This is a genomic window from Muricauda brasiliensis (genome assembly GCF_003057865.1).
Taxonomy (GTDB): Bacteria; Bacteroidota; Bacteroidia; order Flavobacteriales; family Flavobacteriaceae; genus Flagellimonas; species Flagellimonas chongwuensis.
On record NZ_QBTW01000018.1, the window covers coordinates 101799 to 125191 of the forward strand.

The 23393-nt window shown below is 42.0% G+C and carries 20 protein-coding genes; 8 read left to right on the forward strand and 12 right to left on the reverse strand.

The window, feature by feature from the left end; all coding sequences use genetic code 11:
- Positions 1-9 precede the first annotated feature (9 nt).
- The 3 genes from DCK90_RS14455 to DCK90_RS14465 form a co-directional block, all read right to left on the reverse strand.
- Complete coding sequence (locus tag DCK90_RS14455) at positions 10-1131, reverse strand: efflux RND transporter periplasmic adaptor subunit (RefSeq protein WP_108246913.1); 1122 nt, start codon at positions 1129-1131, stop codon at positions 10-12.
- A 147-nt stretch (positions 1132-1278) separates the two neighbouring features.
- Positions 1279-2166, reverse strand: coding sequence for a leucine-rich repeat domain-containing protein (locus tag DCK90_RS14460; protein WP_108246914.1), 888 nt, complete (start codon positions 2164-2166; stop codon positions 1279-1281).
- Positions 2167-2301: 135 nt separating this feature from the next.
- A complete protein-coding gene (locus tag DCK90_RS14465; protein WP_108246915.1) occupies positions 2302-4215 on the reverse strand; it encodes an ABC-F family ATP-binding cassette domain-containing protein in 1914 nt (637 codons plus the stop codon).
- A 65-nt stretch (positions 4216-4280) separates the two neighbouring features.
- On the opposite strand from DCK90_RS14465, the gene DCK90_RS14470 reads away from it, so the two are divergent.
- Positions 4281-4676 carry a DUF983 domain-containing protein gene (locus tag DCK90_RS14470; RefSeq protein WP_108246916.1) on the forward strand — a complete coding sequence of 132 codons (396 nt, stop codon included), beginning with the start codon at positions 4281-4283 and terminating at the stop codon, positions 4674-4676.
- 2 nt (positions 4677-4678) lie between these two features.
- Here DCK90_RS14470 and DCK90_RS14475 read toward each other — a convergent pair whose 3' ends face one another.
- The 9 genes from DCK90_RS14475 to DCK90_RS14515 form a co-directional block, all read right to left on the reverse strand.
- Complete coding sequence (locus DCK90_RS14475; protein ID WP_108246917.1) at positions 4679-5734, reverse strand: NAD(P)/FAD-dependent oxidoreductase; 1056 nt, start codon at positions 5732-5734, stop codon at positions 4679-4681.
- A 118-nt stretch (positions 5735-5852) separates the two neighbouring features.
- Entirely contained in the window at positions 5853-6755 is a 903-nt protein-coding gene (gene porN, locus DCK90_RS14480) for a type IX secretion system ring subunit PorN/GldN (RefSeq protein WP_108246918.1), read from the reverse strand.
- A gap of 26 nt (positions 6756-6781) precedes the next feature.
- Positions 6782-8353: a type IX secretion system motor protein PorM/GldM gene (porM, locus tag DCK90_RS14485; RefSeq protein ID WP_108246919.1), complete on the reverse strand. Its 1572-nt coding sequence runs from the start codon at positions 8351-8353 to the stop codon at positions 6782-6784.
- A gap of 63 nt (positions 8354-8416) precedes the next feature.
- The gene (gene porL, locus DCK90_RS14490; RefSeq protein WP_108246920.1) at positions 8417-9073 is read right to left on the reverse strand and encodes a type IX secretion system motor protein PorL/GldL; all 657 of its coding nucleotides are present in this window, start codon (positions 9071-9073) and stop codon (positions 8417-8419) included.
- Positions 9074-9158: 85 nt separating this feature from the next.
- Positions 9159-10538: a T9SS ring complex lipoprotein PorK/GldK gene (porK, locus tag DCK90_RS14495; RefSeq protein WP_108246921.1), complete on the reverse strand. Its 1380-nt coding sequence runs from the start codon at positions 10536-10538 to the stop codon at positions 9159-9161.
- A 122-nt stretch (positions 10539-10660) separates the two neighbouring features.
- On the reverse strand, positions 10661-11818 hold the full coding sequence (locus DCK90_RS14500) for a formimidoylglutamase (RefSeq protein WP_108246922.1): 1158 nt from the start codon (positions 11816-11818) through the stop codon (positions 10661-10663).
- 2 nt (positions 11819-11820) lie between these two features.
- Positions 11821-14301, reverse strand: coding sequence for a type I DNA topoisomerase (gene topA / locus DCK90_RS14505; protein ID WP_108246923.1), 2481 nt, complete (start codon positions 14299-14301; stop codon positions 11821-11823).
- A 113-nt stretch (positions 14302-14414) separates the two neighbouring features.
- The gene (locus tag DCK90_RS14510; protein WP_108246924.1) at positions 14415-15668 is read right to left on the reverse strand and encodes an LVIVD repeat-containing protein; all 1254 of its coding nucleotides are present in this window, start codon (positions 15666-15668) and stop codon (positions 14415-14417) included.
- A gap of 67 nt (positions 15669-15735) precedes the next feature.
- Positions 15736-16464, reverse strand: a complete 729-nt coding sequence (locus DCK90_RS14515; RefSeq protein WP_108246925.1) for a hypothetical protein — start codon at positions 16462-16464, stop codon at positions 15736-15738.
- Positions 16465-16613: 149 nt separating this feature from the next.
- Here DCK90_RS14515 and miaB point away from each other — a divergent pair, with 149 nt between their 5' ends.
- The 7 genes from miaB to groL all read left to right on the forward strand — a co-directional run bounded on the left by miaB (position 16614) and on the right by groL (position 23345).
- Positions 16614-18059: a tRNA (N6-isopentenyl adenosine(37)-C2)-methylthiotransferase MiaB gene (gene miaB / locus DCK90_RS14520; protein WP_108246974.1), complete on the forward strand. Its 1446-nt coding sequence runs from the start codon at positions 16614-16616 to the stop codon at positions 18057-18059.
- Between the two features lie 96 nt (positions 18060-18155).
- Positions 18156-19436, forward strand: a complete 1281-nt coding sequence (locus DCK90_RS14525; protein ID WP_108246926.1) for a sigma-54 interaction domain-containing protein — start codon at positions 18156-18158, stop codon at positions 19434-19436.
- A 27-nt stretch (positions 19437-19463) separates the two neighbouring features.
- Positions 19464-19982, forward strand: a complete 519-nt coding sequence (locus tag DCK90_RS14530; RefSeq protein WP_108246927.1) for an LptE family protein — start codon at positions 19464-19466, stop codon at positions 19980-19982.
- Between the two features lie 6 nt (positions 19983-19988).
- Positions 19989-20900, forward strand: coding sequence for a hypothetical protein (locus DCK90_RS14535; RefSeq protein WP_108246928.1), 912 nt, complete (start codon positions 19989-19991; stop codon positions 20898-20900).
- A gap of 3 nt (positions 20901-20903) precedes the next feature.
- On the forward strand, positions 20904-21266 hold the full coding sequence (gene secG, locus DCK90_RS14540; RefSeq protein ID WP_108246929.1) for a preprotein translocase subunit SecG: 363 nt from the start codon (positions 20904-20906) through the stop codon (positions 21264-21266).
- Positions 21267-21412: 146 nt separating this feature from the next.
- Positions 21413-21691 (forward strand): co-chaperone GroES, encoded by a 279-nt coding sequence (locus tag DCK90_RS14545; RefSeq protein ID WP_108246930.1) that lies wholly within the window; start codon positions 21413-21415, stop codon positions 21689-21691.
- A 22-nt stretch (positions 21692-21713) separates the two neighbouring features.
- Entirely contained in the window at positions 21714-23345 is a 1632-nt protein-coding gene (groL, locus tag DCK90_RS14550) for a chaperonin GroEL (protein WP_108246931.1), read from the forward strand.
- Positions 23346-23393 lie beyond the last annotated feature (48 nt).

The window sequence follows — 23393 nt, forward strand, 5'->3', positions numbered from 1 at the left end:
GGGGTTTTTTTAAGATTTGCTTTCGTCAAAAGTGCGCACCAACATACCGGCATAGGCACCCGTCATCGGTTTGGCAACGATCACTTGACCGTCAGGAACATTTTTGAGCACAACGGTCTTGTCCGTAAAAAATACCGGGTCAACATCCATTAAATCCAAAATGGAATCACGTACCACAAAAATTTGGTTGTTTTCCAATAAAAGTGATCTATTGATCTCAATGGCATTGGGCTCTTCCTTGGCCTCGAGATTGGCCTCAAGATATTGACCTTCTTTCAAATTATCTCCTTTGACCTCTATGTACACCATTATGGTCTGGGAATTTTGGTCTACCCTACTATTTACCCGTGTGACCTCGCCCATGTAGGTCTGGGTCTTTTCTAAATTACTGAGTTCTACCTTACGGCCCACTCTTAAGAAATCTCCGTAGGTTTTGCTTACGGATACTCCCAATTCATATAATCCAGTATCAATAAACTCGCCTAGTTTTTGTCCCGACCTAACCAAAGTCCCCTCAGTGACCAAAGCCTCGGTCAATACGCCGGTGAATGGAGCTGTTATGGTATACTTGGACAAACGCTGTTCCAAATTCTTGACATTGTAGTATGTTGTGATGATTTCCCTTCCAGTTATAAAGAACTTTTCTTTTTCGGAATCCAACTGAGGAAGTTCCGGTGTGGTCTTCTCCAAATCGAATCCATTAAGATATTGCTGCCATTTGGGATAGATTTCTGGATAATCAAGTCTAAGGTCTGGCATTATGGAAGTAAGCAAATTGTACAGATTACTTTTGGCGGATTGTACAGTGGCATAATACTCGCTGGCATCTATTCTGATAAGTGTTTGGCCAGCGGCATATTCCTGTCCTGTTCGGAACAATTTACTTCCCGGCCTAAAAACACCTTGTACCTCGGAATAGAGTTCGACTCTCTTTTTGGCCTGAAGATTTCCATTTGCGGGAACCTTTATCGGTACGGTGGTATTCTGAACCGTATCCACAAAAACTGTCTTTACTATTTTTTGTGATGGCGGTCTTCTATTGTCTTTGCTATCGGCGATTAAGCCAGCAAAATATAGGGAGGCAAAAATAATTACACCTCCAAGAACAGCCGATATTATTAGCTTTCGCATGCGCTAGTTGGTTTAGTCGGTGCAAATCTATCCCCTACATTTTTTACAATGGTTAAATATTTCATAAAATCTATCGAAAATTTTGTCACAAAAAAAATGGGGATACACGCCTGTATCCCCAAACCAAACAAACTAAAGTAATACTAACTACTCGTTTTCGTTTACGTCCTCGAATTTGGTATCTGCCATTCGAGTACGGTCTATTTTAATTTCATTGAACTTTGGAGCCAAAGTCTTATCGTCAGAATCAAAAACCAGAAACTGCTTGGAATCCATGTTGTGCAACACATTAAAGGAATTGAACCTGTTGTTTTGAAGTTGCAATATCTTTAAACTCGCCAATTGTCCGAATTCGGCTGGAATCTCCCCACCCAGTTGGTTGTTGGACAAAACCAGCTCTTTCAGTTGGACCAAATTCCCAATTTCCGCAGGTATCTGTCCTTCCAATTTGTTCTCAAAAAGACCCAAAGCCTCCAAGTTTGAAAGATTACCTATAGATTTGGGTATATCTCCTTTTAGATTGTTGCTGGATAAATTAAGCTCTTTCAAATTTTTAAGCTCTCCAAAGCTTTCAGGTATAGTTCCCGTTAAAAAATTATTGAACATAGAAAAAATTTCCAACTGTTTAAGATGGCCTATCCCTTCAGGAATTTCACCTTTGATTCTATTCATCTCTAAACGCAACATTTTGAGCTTCTCCAATTTGACCAAATCTTTGGGAAGTACACCCGTAATCTGGTTAAACGCCAAGTTTAACGTGGAAATATGCTTAAGGTCGCCCAAACTTTCGGGCAACGTACCATTTAAATTGTTCATAAATAAGGTAAGCCCAACCACATGTCCCTGACTGATTTCTACACCTTTCCAGGTGTTGACAGGGGCATCCAAATCCCAAGAAGAGTTCCATTCCTTGCCATTGGTACTGTTGTAAAGGTCTACCAATGCAGATTTTTCTTTGGGGGAAACCTGTCCATTGGCCAACGATATACCAGCTGAGGACATCAAACAAAAGAGAAAAATCGTAATACGAAGCATTATTTCTTATTTAGTTGTAGGAAATTTACTTACAAAGTAATAGAAATGAGAAACATCTTACAAGTTTTATCGATAAACTCACAGCTATATGTTGTGAATTCACAAAAAAACGTTGTAAGAAAACGGTAATTTCTCTTAATCCAATGCTTCTAGTTCATGGGATAGGGTTTCCCAGTCTTCCATAAGACCTTCCAATTCTTTCTTTTTTCCTTCATACTTGTCAAAAAAGTTTGGTTTGGCAATGGTAGTATCATAGTCCATAAGAAGGTTGTGGTCAATATCTGCAATTTCTTTTTCCAATTGCGATATTTTCTTTTCTACACCACTGAGTCGATTCTTCAGTGATTTTTGCTTTTTCTGGATGTGGTAATCACTTTCCTTTATTTTTTCTTGGGGCTTTTCCTCTTTCTTTTGATCTCCTTTTTCAACACTTCGGAAATCATCCATTTTACGCTGTTCCAAGTAAAAATCAATATCGCCTAAATATTCCTTGATTCCCCCTTCCTTGAATTCGTAAACTCTATCCGTCAATCCCTGAAGAAAATCACGGTCGTGGGACACCAATATCAGTGTACCTTCAAAACTTTGCAAAGCTTGTTTCAGCACATTTTTGGATTTAATATCCAAGTGGTTGGTAGGTTCGTCCATCACTAGCACGTTAAAGGGCTGCAATAACATCTTTGCCAATGCCAAGCGGTTTCTTTCACCTCCTGACAATACTTTTACATACTTGTCCACATCATCGCCCCTGAACAAAAATGAGCCTAAAATATCCCTGACCTTACTCCGGTTGCTCTCGTTGGCCGCATCGATCATAGTATCCAAAATGGTTTTGCTGCCATCCAGATACTCGGCTTGGTTCTGGGCAAAATACCCTAGCTGCACATTATGTCCGATTTTTAGGTTTCCCTGATAATCGAGCTCACCGACCATAATCTTGGCCAAAGTGGTCTTACCCTGTCCGTTTTGGCCAACGAAAGCTGTTTTGCTTCCCCTTTCCACCAAAAGGTCGATATCCTCTAATACTCTTTTAGAACCGTACCTTTTTGAAACACCATCCAATTCGGCAATCACCTTCCCAGGATTTATGGACACAGGGAAACGCAGGTTCATTACACTGTTATCCTCTTCATCTACCTCGATCCGCTCCATTTTATCCAACTTCTTGATCAAGGATTGTGCCATGGAAGCCTTACTGGACTTGGCCCTGAACTTTTCTATCAACCTTTCGGTCTGCTGAATTTGTTTTTCCTGATTTTTTTGGGCACTCAATTGTTGTTCCTTGATCTCTTTTCGGTGCACCAAAAATTGTGAATAGGGTTTACTGTAATCATATATCCTTCCCAAAGAAATCTCGATGGTACGGTTGGTGACATTATCCAGAAACATTTTATCGTGGGAAACGATTACCACTGCTCCTGTAAAGTTCCTTAAAAATTGTTCCAGCCATATGATGGACTCGATGTCCAAGTGGTTGGTAGGCTCATCGAGCAAGAGCACATCGTTACTCTGGAGCAACAGTTTGGCAAGTTCGATTCGCATCCGCCACCCACCGGAAAATGTATCGGTGAGCTTGTTGAAATCTTCTCGCTTAAAACCTAGTCCAAGAAGAACCTTTTCGGTATCGCCTTGGTAATTATACCCTCCCAAAATTTCATATCGATGGGTAACATCGTTCAGATCCACCATTAATTGGTGATAACCATCGCTTTCATAATCTGTACGTTCTGCCAAAGCCGTATTGATCTCGTCCAGCTTCAACTCCATCTCCTTGATCTCGGAAAATGCCTGGTAGGATTCTTCCAACACGGTTCTACCTTCCTCAAAATCGATGTCCTGTTTTAGAAACCCAATCTTGACGTTTTTCTCGGTTGCTATAGCACCTTCGTCCAAAGACATTTCCTTGGCCAAGAGTTTGAGCATTGTTGATTTTCCGGCACCGTTCTTTCCGATAAGCCCTACCCTGTCGCCCCCATTGAGACGAAAAGATATTTCCTCGAACAGGTATTCCCCTCCAAAGGCTACGGATAGATTATGAACATTTAGCATTTTATGTGACCTTGATTACAAAACATTAATTGGCGAATGTGTACTTTTGTACAAAAGCCGTGCAAATGTTAAAAAAAGGAACCAAAATGTACAGCATTTTAACAGGAAACTGTCCAAGATGCCAAGAGGAGAGCATGTATGAAAAGTCCAATCCCTATGTACTTTCCAAAATTTTTAGCATGAAAGAAAGGTGTTCGCATTGTGGCTTAAGATATAAGATAGAGCCTTCTTTTTTTTATGGAGCCATGTATGTCAGCTATGGTGTGGGCATTGCCTTTGCCGTAGCCGCCTTTGTAATCTCATTCTTGTTCCTGGACGCTTCATTACCTACGACTTTTATTGCCATAGTGGGCACTTTGGTGGTTTTTATGCCGGTTATTATCAGACTCTCCAGAAACATCTGGATCAATCTTTTTGTAAAGTACGATGCTACCTCTGCTAAAAAGCACGAAACCGCATAAAGCTAATTTGAGTAGTATTTTTTAGTAAATCGTTGAACATTCATTTCTGGGTCGAGCTCGGATTTTGTTTCTATATAATCGAAAAGTTGTTTGGAAGCGTACGGCCCGATCATTACTCCCCTTGAACCAAATCCGTTTAACACATAAAGGTTTTTGTGTTCTGGATGTCTTCCCACCAATGGTCTACGATCCACAACCGTTGGTCTAATACCCGCTACATGATCCACAACCTCAAAATCACACTTTAAAAAGGTCTTCAACTTTTCCAAAAGCTCATTTTTGGACTCCTCCGTGGGCATATTGGTCTTGTCCTTCCACTTGTAGGTAGCGCCGACCAAATACCTGTCTTGACCCATCGGAATGGTGAAAACGGATGATTTTATAACGTTGTTCTCTCTATATTCCGGAGCATGGATCATCAATAATTCCCCTTTGGTCCCATTTAAAGGCAGATATCCAAAATAGGGGTCTTGCTTGAGGCCAAAACCACAAGCGAACACGAGATTTTTTGCCGTTTCATTCTTGTACGATACGGTTTCATCGGTAGTTGATATCGCATTAAAATCCAGCGATTCCTCTAAAAGCAAATCTCTATTCTTGAGATAACTTCTGTACGACCTCACCAAAGCGGCAGTATCAATTCTACCTGTATATTTTACTTCTCCGAAACCATACGGAGCGTCAATGGCGGGATTGTTATTGGGGAGCAATTTAGTGGATAGAAAATAATCCAGATTTGGACGGTCAGAAGCTTCAAACCATAGGTTCTGCTCTTCAATAGAGGCAAATTTCCGGAGCACAGGAAGATCATTATCGATAGTGATCCCTAATTTTTTTTCTAAATTTTGATAAAACGGTTTTGCTACTTCCAATTGCATTTTGGCTTTCCACGCCATGGTAAACCGCTTCAAAATAACTGGGTTGTACAATCCACCCGCCACTTGGGACGCCTGTTGGGATTCATCGGTAATCACCTTAAAGGTTTTTTCGTTTTCTTCCAGAACTTCACAAAAAGAGATTCCCGCCAAACCTAGACCTACTACAATATAATCAACCATACCACAAAATTAGCGAACTGAGCGAATCCTTGACATTTTCATTTGACTTTAAACCAAAAAAAACGCCGCACTGAGTGCGGCGTTTTGCTTTATTGAATTGGAAATATTCTATGAACGATTAATACGCCCACATATCTTGTTCCCTATCTCGTATACCCTCTTTGATTCTTTGGGCTTCCAAGAGCTGGAACAGTGCATTATCAAAAATGTAATCGTTTATCTCACGATCTTCGTGAACGTTTTCTTCTTTATAGATGACACCGTTGAATCGACGTGCGTTCAACAGCATATCAAAAGAAATGGGCCTTGCCGAGTTTTGCTGGTTGTACACCTTGGCATCGTGCAAAATTTTACGTGCCGCTGGATACCAAACCCAGAATAACTCTACTTTGTTCTCCCCCGTTCCCATAGATTCATCGTCTATGAAGTTTACGTCAGGAGCAACTGGGGCAATTCCCAATAAACGATACTTAAGCTCACCTTGGCGCTTATCGAAATACCACATTCCTTTGATTCTGAACTCCTCAATATCAGCGGCTGTCAAATCCCTTCTGTTGATAAACTCAGGGGATATTTGCTCACCGGCATTCAATTGTTCATATCCAAGATCAGTGGTATCCACTTTACGCAAGGTTGCCGAAAGGTCTTCCAACTTTCTCTTCTCTGTAAAGTAAGAGTCTGCATATACCTCGGTAAGGTTACCGTTTCTGATGTTTTTCATCAAAACGTGGTATAAAGACCTTCTATCGGCACCAATACCTATGGTATCGGTCGGATAATACAATGGAAAGTTAACTCGCTCGTCAAGATCGATGATTTCCCAGACGGTCTTGGACCAAAGGATATCCCTATCGTCCACATAACCGTATGCTAAAGGCTCATCGGCATCTTGCTCTATTTGAGCTTGGGTTTTTTTACCGATATCTTCGGGCAGCTTGGCATTCAAAATGTTTGCCTGCGCCATGATTGATACTGGCAATATGCCCAACAATCCTATTAATAATGCGTTTTTCCAATTCATGATCACTTGTATACTTTTTATACTTCTTAGTTTGTAAGCTCAACCACTACAGGAGATACTTTTTTCAACTTGTAGCTCTTGTTGTTTGTGATGTAAGCTTGGATATCGAATATCTGGACAGATTCACCTCTATCTGCTCTCTTAAGTGCAGATTTGGCTCTGGCATCCAATTTGTTTCCATTTACAACTACAGTAGGTTGACCAGGAACTTTGAACTTAAACTGGCTTACAGCAAGGTTCAAGTCAAAATCAAAGTCTTCCAACATAGCACTAACAGTGGAAATTTCCAGGTTGTTTCTTGGCATCTTAACGCTACCAGACTCACCTCGAACGGTACCGCTCGGTCTTGGGATATCCTTGATACGGAACTCGGACTTTGTGCTGATTCCTTTACCATCTGGCAATGTACCAGAAGCGGTAATCGTCACAGATCTACCTGTACCTGGGTTCATAACATATTGGCTTCCGCTTCTTCTACTCAAACCAGGAGCATTTGCAGACACCTTGTTATCTGGAATTCCAGGGATAGAGATTGTCATTGGGTTGGCAACACCACGGTACACTACGTTCATTTTATCAGCAGAGATAACCGCTGCATTAGGCATAGAGATCGTAGCAAAAGTGTTGTTTACTTCCACTGGAACTTCTTCACCGTCCTGCATAAAGGTCATTGTTCCTTTGATGGTGTGATCACCTGGAGTACCGGCACTGATCAACATTTTGATACCGCCAGCTTCCAATTCGTAATCTTTACCTTCTGTCATTGGTCTTCCGTCCAAAGTCAACTCAGCTTTAACAGGAGTAGAGGTCTTGTCAGTTTTGCTAACAATGATTTTTCCATCGTACTTTTCACCTGCGTAGTAGGCTGTTTTAGGAGCAGACAATGAACTTGCAAAGTTGGTCAAGGATACAGCTTCGGTCAACTCACCTTCCAAAAGGGTTTTCAACACCTCTTGCTCAGTAGTTTTGATGTCAGCTTGCAATTGGGTCATCTTGGTCAAAGAAGCCACCAATGGGAATCCTTCGTAGTGATAGTTGATCCAATCTTGACGGGTTCCGTCTCTTTTCTCAACTTTACCATCTTCATCACCTGTAGCAAAACGAGCTTTTACTGCAGATTTCAAAGATTCGAACTTACCTTCTGGCAATGCATTGATCACACCATCACGGTAGTTGTTGATGTATTCCATGAACTTTTTTCCTTCTGGGCCTAAATTGTCACCTTGAAAGAATTTTTGGTCCAAGTAGTCGGATTTGTCCATAACCACATAATCTTTTGGGTCCTCCAAATCTGCGGTCATTTCTTTTTTCAATCCTTCCAAATAGCTGTAGTAGCTATCGGAAAGCTCTTTTACTTTTTGAGCATCTTCGTAAAGCGCTCCGTACTCTTCAGCATTTTCGGAAGCTTTGGTTTCCAAGCTAGCAAAGAAGCTAGCGTTATTGGAATCCATACTCGTGTTGGAAGTTTCCAACTTTTCGTTCATAAGTCCGAATGCCGCAAGTACTTCCTTGCTCATATTAAGGGCCAACATCGCGATGAAGATCAAGTACATGAGGTTGATCATCTTCTGACGTGGTGTTTGTTTTCCTCCTGCCATGTTTTTCTAATTAGATTTAATAATTAATTTGATTTGGTTTGTTTTATGTTGATCAAACTCTAATTAGTTTCTTCCGCCCATGGCTGTAAGCATACCACCGTAAACTCCGTTCAAAGAAGAAAGGTTAGTGGCCAATGATTGCATTTGGTCTTTCAAAGCACCTGCATTTTGTACAACTTCCTCGTTGATGGAAGCTTGTCTGCTAGCACTTTCCAATTGTACTTTGTACAAGCTGTTCAAAGATTCCATTTGAGCTGCTGCGTGAGACAATTCCTCAGAATACTTCTTAGTGTGTTGGATAGCATCTGTTGTAGGAGTGATATTCTTAGCGGCACCTTCAAAACTCTTGATGCTTTCGCCCAAGTTGGCAAAAAGATCAGAATCGATTTTGGCTTCTTTTAGTAGGTTGTCCAATTTCTTGGAAAGAAGACCTTCAGCTTCTTGAGCATCTTTAGCTTCTTGTTTTCTGGAAGCAGATTGCTGACCACCAGCTAATTCTGGATAAACCAAAGACCAATCGTACTCATCGTCTACTGGTTCAAATGCAGAGATAGCAAAGATCAATGCTTCGGTAATAAGACCAACAGCAAGAAGAAGTCCACCTGTAAGTGGTCCAAACTCCCAGTGAAGGATCTTGAACAATGCACCAATAATTACTACCGATGCTCCAAGCCCGTAGGCCATGTTAAACAGCTTTTTTGTTGATTTTGACTGCGCCATAATTCTAGTTTTAATTAAGTTATATAAAAAATAAGTATTTGGTTACTACTCTTACTTGTTTATATAATGTTCTCTCGTTGTTTTATTATAGTCCGCTTCTGCTACCGTTGGTCGAATCTTCTTCTCCCATGTAATCTTGAACGGTTCTGAATCCAATGTAACTTCTTGCTGAATCTTGGTATTCGTAATCCCTGGTACTTACTTGAAGGAAGTAGGCAACATCTTTCCAAGAACCTCCGCGGATTACTTTACGTTGATTGTCCTGTGAGCCGATATTCGGGTTCATGGTCGACAAGTATTCGTATGCACCTTGGTCAAAACTTGAGTTTGTCCATTCGGAAACATTACCTGCCATATTGTAAAGGTTGTACTCGTTTGGCTCAAAAGATTTAGCTTCTACAGTATACAGAGCGGCATCGGCTGCATAATCTCCACGTTGTGGTTTAAAGTTGGCCATAAAACATCCTGTATCACTGATCACATACGGACCGCCCCAAGGATATGTTCCGCCTTCGATTCCTCCTCTTGCAGCGTATTCCCACTCAGCTTCGGTAGGCAATCTGAACTGATTCACAAATTGCTTGCCACGACTTTTTTGGTCATCGTTCTTGAACTTGGTTCTCCAGTTACAGAAAGCTTTTGCCTGCATCCAGTTAACACCTACTACAGGATAATCACTGTAAGCATCGTGCCAAAAGTAATCGTTGTGCATTGGCTCGTTGTAGCTGTATTCAAAATCTCGAATCCATACCGTGGTATCAGGATAGATCTCCAATTCTTCATGCTTGATGAAATCTTTTCTGTTACCGGTTCTTGCCCTGGCAGCAGCTTCGATATCCATCCAGCTGTACTTGTACTTTAATTTGGTTACATCCACACTTCTCAACCCGTTGTAGCTCTCCTCTTCAGGAAGGTAAATGGAATCCATTACCTCAGCATAGTACTCATCTGGATATTCGGATGTGTCCCATACCAAGTCCACATCTTTGTTCAATGCCCTTCCTTCGTAGCCTGTTGCTCCCAGACCCGCGTAGTTATCAAGCATATACTTATCATAAACGGAAAGTTCGGTAGTGTCCGTATCCTTAAAAGCATACTCCCCGATACCTTCATCCTCTGGGCTTATTCCCAGCTCGTCGGCCAAAATGGCCAATCTTGTTCTTACTATGGAATCCTTGACCCACTCCACGAACTGTCGGTACTCACTATTGGTGATTTCCGTATCGTCCATATAAAAGGAGCGTACGGTAACCGTTCTTGTGGGAGCGTTCAATACTTTTGCCTGATCCTCTTCGGCTTTACCCATAACAAAGGCGCCGCGGGGAATCAGTTCCATGCCATAGGGTTTTTCTGGATGCCATTTTTTACCACTGACCCCAACTAGTTCACCTTTTGATCTTGATTTAGAGCCACAACTGGTAAGCAAAAAAACAAGTGCTATAGATGAAAAGAATAGCTTTCTCATACTTTAGGTTAAATTATTCGATTCAAGATTTTTAACTGTTCTACACAGGTTCATTATTTTCAAAACTGATTTTTGAATGAATTATTGTGCAGCAAACAATTAATGGTCAAAATTTAATTTAATTAGTTCAGCCCTTTTCTGTAGGCTTTGAACCACCTTTCGGGAATGTTCTGGTTGCAAGCATCCAGATAGTCCTCTTCGGTGCATGGTAATAACGCCACCGAATTTGTTTTAGTATGTTCAGCTAAAATTGTTGGCACTTCTACCCACCATCTTTCTGTAACATGGCTTTTGAAGAAGACCAATTCCTCGGTGTCCGTAGGCACGGTAAACTTTGTGAAGTCTTCGCTCTTAGAGCTTGGGTATTCTTTTATTCTAAAACTCAACCCTTCTATAAAGTACCAAATGATCTGTGCGATCATCTGAAAGGCTTGGTATGAATTCTCTCCCTCGTAAATACCGAACAAGGTTACTTTATCGCTTATCCCGGCGTAACGGGCAATGGCACATATCTCCCTTCCGGTAAATCCGTTGGGGGAAAAATTTCTGGAGCCGCCCATTTCGCTTGCCCGAATCGCCCTTAAATCCAGGCTTACGATATCACTACTGCGCAATACCGGTTCCGCTAATTCTATGTTGGCAACTATCTCTCCCAATCGGTAAGCATCAAAAAATAGACGCTCCATCAAATCCTTTTCCTCTTGGGCATTAAAGTAGCTCTGGTAGCCAATGTTGGAAAAATTGAAAAGGTTGTTGGGCTTATCAGTTATGATTTTACTCATGTAGGAATGTGATGAAATCAACTCGTCATCCTCACCAAAGTCGAACCGGCTATCGATGGAGACGAGATTCACCATATTCTTTATTTTATCAAAAGCACGGTAGGTAGGAAAGGTAATATCCTGGGTAAGCCCCAACACAATCGGGATTATGTTTTCCTCGAGCAGACCTGCAACAATTTCTTTTACCACAAAATAAGTATCCTCGACGGTATTTCCTTCCTCTACGTCGCCAATATCTATAATAGTGGAGTTCCAGTTACCCATCATAAGACGGTAAAGCTGGATACGGACCTCGTCAAGATCCAATTTTTCGGGCTTTTTCTCGAAAGCGTTTCTGGATTCCAAGACGCCAAAAATGGCGACATCAGCTTGAGCGAATACAGGTAGCCCATCCTTTTCGGTATGCATGTGAACGTTCTTGCCCAATGCTTGTTCTGGCAACAATTCGGAATGTGCCAATACCTTGTCCTTGACCGGAACCAGAAAGTCGAACGCCATAGTTATTTCTTAGCTTTTGTCTTGGCTTTTTTCTTTGGTGATTTTTTTTCCAATAGGGCCTGCGCTTCTTCCAAGGTGATTTTTGTGGCATCCACATCCTTGGAAAGTTCCACTTTCACTCTACCTTTTATAATATTATGTCTTCCCCAACGGGCTTTTTCTATTCGTATCTTTTCCTCTGGCCACTCTTGAATAAGTTTCTCGGCCTCTTTTTTCTTTTTAGCCTCAATTAGTTCAGCAATATCTCCGTCGGATAGATTATCAAAATCATATTTCTTGTTCACGTTGATGAACATACCGTCCCACTTGATAAATGGTCCAAACCTACCCACTCCCTTGGTAACATCCTTTCCTTCATATGTGCCAATGGGCGCATCCGCCTTTTGCTTTTCCTTGATAAGCTCAATGGCACGGTCCATATCAACATCAAAAGCGCTTTCGCCCTTATCCAGTGATATAAACTTTTTGCCAAATCGAACATAAGGACCGTATCTACCTACATTAGCTTCTACTTCTTCTCCTTCGTAAACACCTAACTTTCGTGGAAGCTCAAAAAGGGTCATGGCTTCTTCAAAAGTAATGGTACCTATGGACTGATCTGGCAGCAAGCTGGCAAACTCCGGTTTTTCTTCATCATCCACGGTCCCGATCTGAACCATCGGTCCAAAACGGCCCAATCGCACGGAGACTTGTCTTCCTGATTTTGGGTCTGTTCCCAAAACACGCTCGCCACTGGCACGCTCGGCATTTTCCTCCACTTCCAATACATTCGGATGAAAATCTTTATAGAAATTCTTCATCATTTCCTGCCAATCTTCATCTCCTGAAGCGATTTCATCAAAATCCTCTTCTACCTGAGCGGTAAAGTTGTAATCCAAAATTTGTGTAAAGTGAGTCACCAAAAAGTCGTTTACGATCATCCCTATATCGGTAGGTACGATCTTTCCCTTTTCGGAGCCGACCATTTCGCTCAACTGGCTATCGGAGACTTTTCCATCTTCCAATACCAACTGTACATATTTACGTTCTGAGCCTTCTACGGTACCTTTTTCCACATAGCCCCTGTTCTGAATGGTAGATATGGTAGGTGCGTAGGTAGATGGTCTTCCGATGCCCAGCTCTTCCAATTTCTTTACCAAAGAAGCTTCCGAATAGCGGTAAGGGGGCCTTGAAAATCTTTCGGTTGCCGAAATAAACACATTTTGAAGAGGCTCCCCCACTTTCATGGCCGGCAGCATTCCTTCTTGCTCTTCACTATCCTCATCATCAGTCCCTTCAAGATAAACCTTTAAGAAACCATCAAATTTTACCACTTCACCGTTCGCAGAGAATTCCTCACCGTGGGTACTGGCTTTTATCTTAACATTGGTACGTTCCAACTGGGCATCGCTCATTTGGGATGCCAGGGTACGTTTCCATATCAATTCATATAATTTGGCCTGATCTCGCTCCAATTGGGGCGATTGCAGTTTCATATCGGTAGGGCGGATGGCCTCGTGAGCCTCTTGTGCCCCTTTGGATTTGCCTGTAAAGTTTCTGGTTTGACTATATTTTTCACCGTAGTTATCCAGAATAGCATCTTTTGCCGCAGCCAATGCTTCGTTGGAAAGGTTGACACTATCCGTTCTCATATAAGTAATAAGACCTGCTTCATATAAACGCTGTGCCACCTGCATGGTGCGGCTAACCGAAAAGTACAGTTTTCTAGAAGCTTCCTGTTGCAAGGTAGATGTGGTAAACGGTGCTGCAGGGGATTTTTTTGCCGGTTTCTGGGCCAAATCGGAAACTGAAAAGTCCGCCCCAATATTTTCCTTTAAAAATGATTCTGCTGCTTGCTTCGTCGGAAACGTAGTGTTCAGCCTTGCTGCAAATGTATTTCCTTCGTTGGTCTTAAATTCCGCTTTGATACGAAAAGAAGCCTCTGGCGTAAAGCCTTCGATCTCCCTTTCGCGCTCAACGATCAAACGTACCGCTACGGATTGTACACGCCCAGCCGAAAGTCCCGGTTTTATTTTCTTCCAAAGAACGGGTGATAGCTCATAACCCACCAACCGGTCCAAAACCCTACGGGCCTGCTGTGCGTTAACCAAATTATAATTAATATCCCTTGGATTTTCTATTGCCTTTTGGATAGCCGATTTGGTAATGGAATTGAAAACAATACGCTTTGTCTTGCTTTTGTCCAACCCCAACTCTTCTGCCAAATGCCAAGATATGGCCTCTCCCTCTCGGTCCTCATCACTCGCAAGCCATATGGTTTCTGCTTTTTTAGCCAAGTCCTTGAGTTTTTTTACCAAGGCTTTTTTCTCCTTGTCAACAGTATATTTCGGCTTAAAATCGTTCTCCACATCTACTCCAAGCTCTTTCGAGGGGAGGTCGGCAATATGCCCAAAACTGGACTCTACTTGAAATTCTTTTCCTAGAAACCGTTCAATGGTCTTTGCTTTGGCGGGGGACTCTACAATAACTAAATTCTTTGGCATGCACTTGGTTTTGTCCTAACAAAAGTATATCAATTTTTCGATTTTGTGGTTTTGCCCTTTACCAATAAAAAAATATCCCACTAAAAGTGGGACAAGAAAAGTTGATTTTTCATCTAATTAAGACCTATCTGACTAATTAGCTTAATACCGCTATCAAGATATTCATATTGGTAGAGTATACCGTCACCTACCATGATCAATTGATTTTCCATTGGGATTACGTCATAAGCAACTATATCTTCAAAATGGTTCAGTTCTATCAAATCATTAATATCGGTCTTATCATAAACTTTAAGACCTGAATCTCCATCGCAGATAAAGATTTTTTCATCCTTGATGCCAAGACCATATGGCCCATCCATAGTATAGGTTATGGCCAGCTCAGGGTTTTCGATATTGGAAATGTCCACGATATATAACCCGCTCTCGGTAGCCCCGCACATATTTCCGCCCCTTAAAGTCACGTAAGCATAATCTCCATCCACCACAACAGGGTCACAGGCCGTGCCATGTTGAAACTCCGACACAAAAGTCGGTGTTGCAGGAGATGAAATATCATAGATGTACATTCCCCTCATACTTCCCAAGAACAGATAATTGTCCCTATTAAAAATGGTTTCAATATCAAAACCGGCATGCACATCGTCCAAAACCTGCGGATTGTCCAAATCTGAGATATTGAAGATATTGATATTATGACTATCGACAGCGTACAGATAATCCTCTACAATTTTGAACCTTGCCAACGACCCACCTTGACCAGTTCCTCCACTGGCATCGTTCGCCATTTCGGCAAAAGCAATCCCAAAATCCCCGAAACGGGATTGATACTCCTCCTCCGACATACGTTCGGAAACCATTTCCCATCCGATCACAATATCCTCAGAATTGTAACTGTAATCACCATAGTCGACCAAATCTGCCTCAAATGGAGCTACCACATAACTTTGCAACACGTTTTCGAGTCTATTTACAATCGTGATATTATCCAAATCGGAAATATCCAGCACCACCAGATCCATTAAACTATCGGCAAATAGGTAATCGTTCTTTACCGAAATATCCACATTCCCCGGAATTTGAATAAAGGCCACTTTAACGGGCTGGTTCGGATTGCTGTTGTCTATAACATGCACCCCCCTGTACTTATCACTAATAAAGATATAATCTTGATAGGTATAAACTTTTCCCGATTCCTCTACGGGTCGAGGAGCGATAACATCTACACTGTTGGCAAACTCGGTCCGATTCATAGTCAAGGGACGGGCCACCAAATATTCCTCGTATTTGCCGTTGGCATCATCATCCGAACAAGAAGTAAACAACAAAAAATTGATGCACAAAAGTAAGAGCAGCTTGGTTTTCATAGCGGTTTATGTTTTACTTATCTAGATGCAAACCAAAACATTACGTTGCGCCGTTGGGTACAAAAAATTATACATCCATGGAAATTCCAATGGCATCTTTATAAACAAAGTAAATGGGAATTTTACTGAACATCATGGTAAAGAAAAACCCGATAAAACATAAGATAACGCCAAGTTGTGATGCCAATGAGGACACCAATATCAATAAAAACAGCATTAACCAGTTTTTATGACCAAGCGAAAAACCTGCTTTTACAATTTCGATAGCAGAGAGTTCTTTGTCAAATGCAAAAAAAGCCGGGAACAAAGACAGTGGAACCATCAAATAAAAAAGCCCCAAACCACAGGTCAGCATTCCAGCAATGGATAGTCCAAAAATGATAAGACTTAAGATTACTGCCTTTCCCAAATATTTCCTTTTAAAGTAATAAAAGTAATCATCCTTACCAGATTCATTCAGGTCATATTTTTTACAGATCCGCAAAAAACCTGCGTTCAAACAAATAGCGACCATCATCACGGCCGTCATAAAAATCGGCATGATCAATATCATTATACCGCCAACGGCAGGTGGCAACTCTTCACTTTCAAAGGCATTTGGATCGGAAATCCCATAGGAAATCAGTGGAGCATAGAACAACAGATAAAATGGAAGAATACTCACCATTGTCAGCACAAGAGTTATAAAACCTTGCAGCCATACTTTTTTGAAAAGTTCCACGGAGTTATTAAAAATACTACCGAACTCAATAGGGCCACTTTGGTTGATTCTTTCGGTTATATTGGTAAAATTCATCCCTTACTTAATTTAGTTTTTAATCCTGAAGGTAACACTAACAGGGGATATCGCAATTTATTATTAAAAAATACTGCCATATTGTCACTAAAATGTAATAAGCACTATCTTTGCACCCCATTGAAACATTTATGATAGAGGAAAAAAGCGTGGAAAAGATAATAGACGAAAGCCAACAAGGAAGTACGTTATCGCTGGAAAACAACGAAAAGAACGGTCGAAAGCTCTACATTGAGAGTTATGGTTGCCAGATGAACTTTTCCGACAGCGAAATTGTTGCATCCATTTTGGCCAAGGAAGGTTTCAATACCACCCAAGACCTGAACGATGCAGATTTGGTTTTGGTAAATACATGCTCCATTCGTGAAAAGGCAGAACAGACCGTTCGCAAGCGTTTGGAAAAATTCAACGCCGTAAAAAGAACCAAACCCAACATGAAAGTGGGTGTTTTGGGATGTATGGCCGAACGTTTGAAGAGTAAGTTCCTGGAAGAAGAAAAAATTGTAGACATGGTGGTAGGCCCCGATGCTTACAAAGACCTGCCCAATTTAATCCAAGAAATTGACGAAGGCAGAAATGCGGTGAACGTTATCCTTTCCAAAGATGAGACCTATGGCGATGTGGCGCCGGTTCGATTAAATACAAACGGAGTCTCTGCCTTTGTCTCCATTACCCGTGGATGTGATAACATGTGTACCTTCTGTGTGGTACCGTTTACCCGGGGAAGGGAACGTAGCCGCGACCCGCAATCCATTTTGGAGGAAGTAAACGACCTATGGGACAGAGGTTTCAAGGAAATCACCTTGTTGGGCCAGAATGTGGACAGCTACCTCTGGTATGGTGGTGGATTGAAAAAGGATTTCGACAAGGCTACGGATATGCAAAAAGCCACTTCCGTAAACTTTGCGGGACTATTGGAACTTGTTGCAGAGGCGAAGCCCAAGATGCGTATCCGTTTCTCGACATCCAACCCACAGGATATGACCTTGGACGTAATCGAGGCCATGGCCAAATACAGAAACATTTGCAAGTACATTCACTTGCCCGTTCAAAGTGGAAGCAACCGCATTTTAAAGGCAATGAACCGTTTGCACACTCGTGAGGAATATTTTGAATTAATCGACAACATCAAAAAACTAATTCCAGATTGTGCCATAAGTCAGGACATGATAACCGGCTTCCCCACGGAAACTGAAGAAGACCATCAGGATACCTTAAGTTTAATGGAATACGTGAAATATGATTTTGGATTCATGTTCGCCTATTCCGAACGTCCCGGAACGCTTGCAGAGCGAAAAATGGAAGACGACATTCCTGAAGAAACCAAAAAAAGGAGACTAACGGAAATCATCGACCTTCAGCAAAAGCATAGCTTTTATCGCACGCAACAACACGTAGGAAAAACCGAAGAAATCTTGATCGAGGGGACTTCCAAAAAATCTGACGCTCACTGGATGGGAAGAAATTCACAGAATACTGTAGCTGTTTTCCCAAAAGAACATTACAAAGTAGGTGATTTTGTCAACGTTAAAATTAATGAATGCACCTCGGCTACCCTTATCGGAGAAGCAGTAGGGTATTCAGAAAATAATTAGTAACCATTTGTTATTCCGCACGGATGCTGAGCGTAGTCGAAGCACTATGCGGAATCCAAAAAAATAAGATTCCTGCCTTCGCAGGAAAGACAATATATGGAGAGTGTACAATCCATAAAACAACGGTTCGAGCTTATCGGAAACGATGTAAAACTCAACCGGGCAATAGAAAAAGCGATACAGGTGGCCCCTACGGACATTTCCGTTTTAGTAACGGGTGAAAGTGGAGTGGGAAAAGAATCCATTCCCAAAATTATACACTCGCTATCGCACCGAAAGCATGCCAAATATATTGCGGTAAACTGCGGTGCGATTCCCGAGGGAACCATCGACAGTGAATTGTTCGGGCACGAAAAAGGTGCCTTTACCGGTGCCACTCAGACCAGAAGCGGTTATTTTGAAGTGGCCGATGGCGGAACCATCTTCTTGGACGAGGTAGGCGAGCTTCCACTGACCACTCAAGTACGTTTGCTCCGGGTTTTGGAAAATGGCGAGTTTTTGAAAGTGGGGTCATCTCAGGTTCAAAAAACCAATGTTCGGATTGTGGCCGCCACAAACGTGAACATGTTCGAGGCCATAGAAAAGGAAAAGTTCCGGGAAGACCTTTACTACAGATTGAGCACGGTAGAAATCAATTTGCCACCGCTTCGCGATAGAAGGGACGATATCCATCTGCTTTTTAGAAAATTTGCTTCCGACTTTGGTCAGAAATATAAAATGCCAACCATTCGTTTGGAGGACGATGCGGTGAACCTGCTCTTAAAATACCGTTGGCCCGGAAATATCCGTCAATTACGGAATATTGCAGAACAAGTTTCCGTACTGGAAGAAAACAGGAGTATTTCAGCTTCGACCTTGAACAGTTATCTACCCAATTCCTCTGGTTCCAATTTACCGGCCGTTGTGGGTCAGGCCAAAAAGGAAGGTGATTTTAGCAACGAGCGCGAAATTCTGTACAAAGTGCTCTTTGATATGAAGGGCGACCTCAACGACCTCAAAAAACTCACTTTGGAACTGTTGAAGGATAACGATTCCAACAAGGTTCAACGAGAAAACGAGGGTTTGATTCGTAAAATTTATGGCAATGAAGAGGCTGAAGAAGAAATAGAGCACGAGGAAACACCTGCCGAATTGCTCCATTTGCCCGAGCCTGTTTTGGAACCAACGCCTTCCAATCACTCACAATTGCCCCCGGAGGACAGATATCATTTTGCAGAGGAAATCGAAGAAGAAGAAACCCTATCTTTACAAGAAAAGGAAATCGAATTGATCAAAAAATCGTTGGAGCGCAATAAAGGAAAAAGAAAGGCGGCGGCGGCAGAGCTAGGCATTTCCGAAAGAACGCTCTACAGAAAAATAAAGCAGTACGATCTTTAATTTACCCCAAACAGTTAGAAGTCAGAGATGAAAAAAAATGGAATTAAAATCGCGTTGCTAGGATTGGTTTTCTTCTTGCAAAGTTGTGGTGCCTACAACTTTTCCGGTGCCGATATTGGTACCGCACAGAGTTTTCAGGTCAATTTTTTCCAGAACTATGCGGACCAAACACCCGGCTCGGTAATCGTGCCAGGATTGGGCAGGGATTTTACCTTGGCACTGCAAGATATGATCAACAACCTTACCAGTCTTTCCCTGACAGGGAGCAATGGTGACTTGGTATATGAAGGTGAAATTGTGGAATATAAGGTGATACCCATGACGGCCACTGCCGATCAGCGGACCGCACAAAACCGGTTGACCATGAGCGTAAATGTTCGTTTTTACAACACAACCAAAGAAGATGCAGATTTCGAGAGAAGGTTTTCCTTCTTTTACGATTTTGATGCTGCGGCTCCCCTGCCATCCGTACAGGCCGCTGCGCACGAGGAAATTTTTGAACGACTTACCCAGGACATTTTTAATGCATCATTGGGAAATTGGTAATGATATATGAACATTTCGGATTTTATACATATTCTTCAGAATTCAAATACCATTCTATCTCCCAAACAAACACGGGAACTAGAAGATATTATTGAAGAGTACCCTTATTTTCAGGCTGCACGCGCTTTGCATTTAAAGGGGCTTAAAAATCTGGACAGCTATAAATACAATAGCTCATTAAAGGTAACCGCCGCGCACACCACCGATAGGGATGTGCTATTTGACTATATCACCTCCAAAGAATTTGTTCAGAACAATATCGCGGATGCCATTGCCGGAAGAGGTGCCAAATTGGAGGACCAAGAAGCGGTATCCGAAGAAATTCAGCCCAATCCAAATACGGCAAGCATGCTTTCAGAATCAAACGAGCCTGCCCTTCCTCAAAACCTAAATGAAGCAGAGCAGATTCTGAACCCAAAGCTATTTGAGTCCAAAAAACCTGAGCCCAAAGTTGACAAAGCTGAGGAAATCAAGAAAGAAACAAGCTCCGATTTAAATTTGGGCAAACCCATACCGTTTACCAAAAAAGAAAAACATTCCTTTACAGAATGGCTTCAGCTTACATCCTCGAAAGATGAAGCTGTTGGGCAGCAAGATGTTGTTGAGGATCATCAGGACGAAAACGCCATGGATGATTTGGAACGTAAAAAGAAATTTGAACTGTTGGACAAGTTCATAGAGAACAATCCCAAAATAGTTCCCAAAGAGACCCTTCCAAAAATTAACATAAAAGAGTCCACCAAAATTGACAAAAACGAGTTGATGACAGAGACTTTGGCCAAGGTTTATTTGGAGCAAAAAAAGTATAAAAAGGCCATTCAAGCTTTTAAAATATTGAGTTTGAAATATCCAGAAAAAAGTGGTTTCTTTGCAGACCAAATTCAGGCAGTGAAGAAGCTGCAGAAAGAAAAAGAATAAGAAATGAGCACGTTTTCAATTTTTTTGGTACTGATAATTATCGTGTGCCTTTTGTTAATCTTGGTCATTATGGTCCAGAATCCTAAAGGTGGTGGATTATCATCTTCCTTTGGGGGAAGTGGCAACCAAGTTGTTGGTGGTGTTAAGAAGACTGGGGACTTTTTGGACAAGAGTACTTGGACACTTGCTACCTTGTTGATTGTTTTGATCTTGCTTTCCAATGTTTCCTTAAAAGGGAATTATAGCCAAGCAGATTCCAAATTGTTACAAGGCGATGATACCGAAATACCAGAAACGGTTCCAGAGGAAGTACCTGAACAACTTCCACCGGCCAGCACTACAAGTCCAGTGGACACTATTGGATAATACAAAGTGACAAAGCATAGAAAAATGCCAGCTTGAAATGACAAGCTGGCATTTTTGTTTTCCAGATTGTCAGTTTTTGTGCATTGGCACAATTTCTGTCTCTTATGTTCAAGAATTTTTAAAACAAACACCTAAAAATTAAAAATATGGCTAAAATCAATATCAAACCATTGGCAGACAGGGTTTTGATCGAGCCGCTACAGGCCGAGACAAAAACTGCCTCCGGTATCATTATCCCGGACAACGCAAAAGAAAAACCGCAAAAAGGAACTGTTGTTGCCGTTGGACCTGGAACCAAGGACGAAAAAGTGACCGTCAAAGTAGGTGACACCGTTCTTTATGGAAAATATGCCGGCACCGAACTAAAGTTTGATGGTACCGACTATTTGATGATGCGCGAAAGCGATATTTTGGCAATTGTATAACACAAAAATCAACTAAATAGAAATGGCAAAAGATATTAAGTTTGACATAGATGCACGTGATGGACTGAAAAGAGGCGTTGACAAATTGGCCGAGGCCGTTAAGGTGACCTTGGGACCAAAAGGTAGAAACGTTATCATCAGCAAATCATTTGGAGCACCACAAGTGACCAAAGATGGTGTATCCGTAGCAAAAGAAATCGAATTGGAAGACGCACTGGAAGATATGGGTGCGCAAATGGTGAAGGAAGTCGCTTCCAAAACCAACGACCAAGCCGGTGACGGTACAACAACAGCTACCGTATTGGCTCAGGCTATTGTAAAAGAAGGTCTTAAAAACGTCGCTGCCGGAGCAAATCCAATGGATTTGAAACGCGGTATCGACAAAGCCGTTGAAGCTTTGGTGGCCGATTTGGAAAAACAAGCCAAAAAAGTTGGTAACGATTCTGACAAAATCAAGCAAGTAGCCTCTATCTCCGCAAACAACGATGAAGCTATCGGTGACCTTATCGCAACAGCTTTCACCAAGGTTGGCAAAGAAGGTGTAATCACGGTTGAAGAAGCAAAAGGTACCGACACTTACGTTGACGTGGTTGAAGGTATGCAGTTCGACAGGGGATATCTTTCTCCGTACTTTGTTACCGACACAGACAAAATGATCGCCGATTTGGAGAATCCATACATTCTTCTTTTCGACAAGAAAATCTCCAACCTTCAGGAAATCCTTCCTATCCTTGAGCCAGTAGCACAATCAGGAAGACCACTTTTGATCATCGCTGAAGATGTAGAGGGACAAGCCCTTGCTACTTTGGTTGTGAACAAATTGAGAGGTGGACTTAAGATTGCCGCTGTTAAAGCTCCAGGTTTTGGCGACAGAAGAAAAGCTATGTTGGAAGACATCGCCATCTTGACAGGCGGTACTGTAATCTCTGAAGAAAGAGGATTCTCTTTGGAAAATGCTTCTTTGGATATGTTGGGTACTGCCGAGACAGTGACCATCGATAAGGACAACACAACTATCGTAAACGGTAGCGGAAACGCTTCTGACATTAAAGCGAGAGTAAGCCAGATCAAAGCTCAAATCGAGACTACAACATCTGATTACGATAAAGAAAAACTTCAAGAGCGTTTGGCCAAATTGGCCGGTGGCGTTGCCGTACTTTATGTAGGTGCTGCTTCTGAAGTTGAAATGAAAGAGAAGAAAGACCGTGTGGACGATGCCTTGCACGCTACCCGTGCCGCTGTTGAAGAAGGTATAGTTGCCGGTGGTGGTGTTGCTTTGGTAAGGGCCAAAAAGGTTCTTGAAAAATTGGCGACCGACTCTTTGGATGAAACCACAGGTGTGCAGATCGTGGCCAAGGCCATCGAAGCTCCTTTGCGTACCATCGTAGAGAACGCAGGTGGTGAAGGTTCCGTAGTTATTTCCAAAGTATTGGAAGGCAAAAAAGACTTTGGTTACGATGCCAAGTCCGACCAATATGTGGATATGCTAAAAATGGGAATCATCGATCCTAAGAAAGTGACCCGTATCGCGTTGGAGAATGCAGCGTCTGTTGCAGGAATGATCTTGACAACAGAGTGTGCCTTGACCGATATTAAGGAAGATGCACCAGCTATGCCTCCAATGGGAGGTGGCGGAATGCCAGGCATGATGTAATAACATCCTTATTCGGATATAAATAGGAACGCCCCGATGTAAACCGGG

Excerpts from the sequence above, each read along its gene's own strand:
- DCK90_RS14530 (WP_108246927.1), top strand. The coding sequence starts at position 19,464 with ATGAAAAAAAATGGAATTAAAATCGCGTTGCTAGGATTGGTTTTCTTC.
- porM (WP_108246919.1), bottom strand. The coding sequence starts at position 8,353 with ATGGCAGGAGGAAAACAAACACCACGTCAGAAGATGATCAACCTCATG.
- groL (WP_108246931.1), top strand. The coding sequence starts at position 21,714 with ATGGCAAAAGATATTAAGTTTGACATAGATGCACGTGATGGACTGAAA.
- DCK90_RS14510 (WP_108246924.1), bottom strand. The coding sequence starts at position 15,668 with ATGAAAACCAAGCTGCTCTTACTTTTGTGCATCAATTTTTTGTTGTTT.
- secG (WP_108246929.1), top strand. The coding sequence starts at position 20,904 with ATGAGCACGTTTTCAATTTTTTTGGTACTGATAATTATCGTGTGCCTT.
- DCK90_RS14515 (WP_108246925.1), bottom strand. The coding sequence starts at position 16,464 with ATGAATTTTACCAATATAACCGAAAGAATCAACCAAAGTGGCCCTATT.
- porK (WP_108246921.1), bottom strand. The coding sequence starts at position 10,538 with ATGAGAAAGCTATTCTTTTCATCTATAGCACTTGTTTTTTTGCTTACC.
- DCK90_RS14470 (WP_108246916.1), top strand. The coding sequence starts at position 4,281 with ATGTTAAAAAAAGGAACCAAAATGTACAGCATTTTAACAGGAAACTGT.
- DCK90_RS14475 (WP_108246917.1), bottom strand. The coding sequence starts at position 5,734 with ATGGTTGATTATATTGTAGTAGGTCTAGGTTTGGCGGGAATCTCTTTT.
- DCK90_RS14460 (WP_108246914.1), bottom strand. The coding sequence starts at position 2,166 with ATGCTTCGTATTACGATTTTTCTCTTTTGTTTGATGTCCTCAGCTGGT.
- topA (WP_108246923.1), bottom strand. The coding sequence starts at position 14,301 with ATGCCAAAGAATTTAGTTATTGTAGAGTCCCCCGCCAAAGCAAAGACC.
- porL (WP_108246920.1), bottom strand. The coding sequence starts at position 9,073 with ATGGCGCAGTCAAAATCAACAAAAAAGCTGTTTAACATGGCCTACGGG.
- DCK90_RS14500 (WP_108246922.1), bottom strand. The coding sequence starts at position 11,818 with ATGGCGTTCGACTTTCTGGTTCCGGTCAAGGACAAGGTATTGGCACAT.
- DCK90_RS14545 (WP_108246930.1), top strand. The coding sequence starts at position 21,413 with ATGGCTAAAATCAATATCAAACCATTGGCAGACAGGGTTTTGATCGAG.
- porN (WP_108246918.1), bottom strand. The coding sequence starts at position 6,755 with ATGAATTGGAAAAACGCATTATTAATAGGATTGTTGGGCATATTGCCA.
- DCK90_RS14525 (WP_108246926.1), top strand. The coding sequence starts at position 18,156 with ATGGAGAGTGTACAATCCATAAAACAACGGTTCGAGCTTATCGGAAAC.
- DCK90_RS14465 (WP_108246915.1), bottom strand. The coding sequence starts at position 4,215 with ATGCTAAATGTTCATAATCTATCCGTAGCCTTTGGAGGGGAATACCTG.
- DCK90_RS14535 (WP_108246928.1), top strand. The coding sequence starts at position 19,989 with ATGAACATTTCGGATTTTATACATATTCTTCAGAATTCAAATACCATT.
- DCK90_RS14455 (WP_108246913.1), bottom strand. The coding sequence starts at position 1,131 with ATGCGAAAGCTAATAATATCGGCTGTTCTTGGAGGTGTAATTATTTTT.